We start from the raw sequence: 499 nt of genomic DNA, 5'->3' as shown, positions 1-499 counted from the left end.
GATATCACGCTGACTGGCCATACCGTCGAACAATCTGGTGTACTGCTGAGCACCACCAGCGCTGGCACACGCGGCACGATTCATCTGTTGAATCGCGCCAGCGATGCCACCGGCACGGTCACGCTCGGTCAGAACAGCGTCACGGCCATCGTGCTCGACGCTTCCAATGCCAGGCACTCGACAGCCAGCGCGATGCTGCGCTCAAGAATCTCGATGGCACCAAGACGGTCAACAACATCACCGCCAACTTCGACAACCTGAGCAGCATCAGTGACCGTACCGATCTGTCGCGCATTGAAATCGTCAGCGGCAATACGGTTGAGTTCAAGCAGGGATCATTGACGCTGGCCACCGGTGGCCAGATCGCGGTCGCTGCCAAACAGCGCACACTGGTTGGCAATGGCGCCGAACTGGATGTGTCGGGTGCCATCGGCGTGCAGGTATCGATGGAATCGAACAACCTCAAGATCAATGTACAGGGCAATGAATTGCGTGATGC

1 protein-coding gene is annotated in these 499 nt (G+C 57.9%); it reads left to right on the top strand.

The window, feature by feature from the left end:
* A partial coding sequence (locus AKL27_RS28300) for a hypothetical protein (protein WP_198156118.1) occupies nucleotides 1–499 on the top strand: 499 nt, incomplete at both ends.

It is taken from the genome of Herbaspirillum autotrophicum (assembly GCF_001189915.1).
In the GTDB taxonomy this organism is placed as follows: Bacteria; Pseudomonadota; Gammaproteobacteria; order Burkholderiales; family Burkholderiaceae_D; genus Herbaspirillum; species Herbaspirillum autotrophicum.
This window is presented reverse-complemented; position numbering and strand designations above follow the sequence as displayed.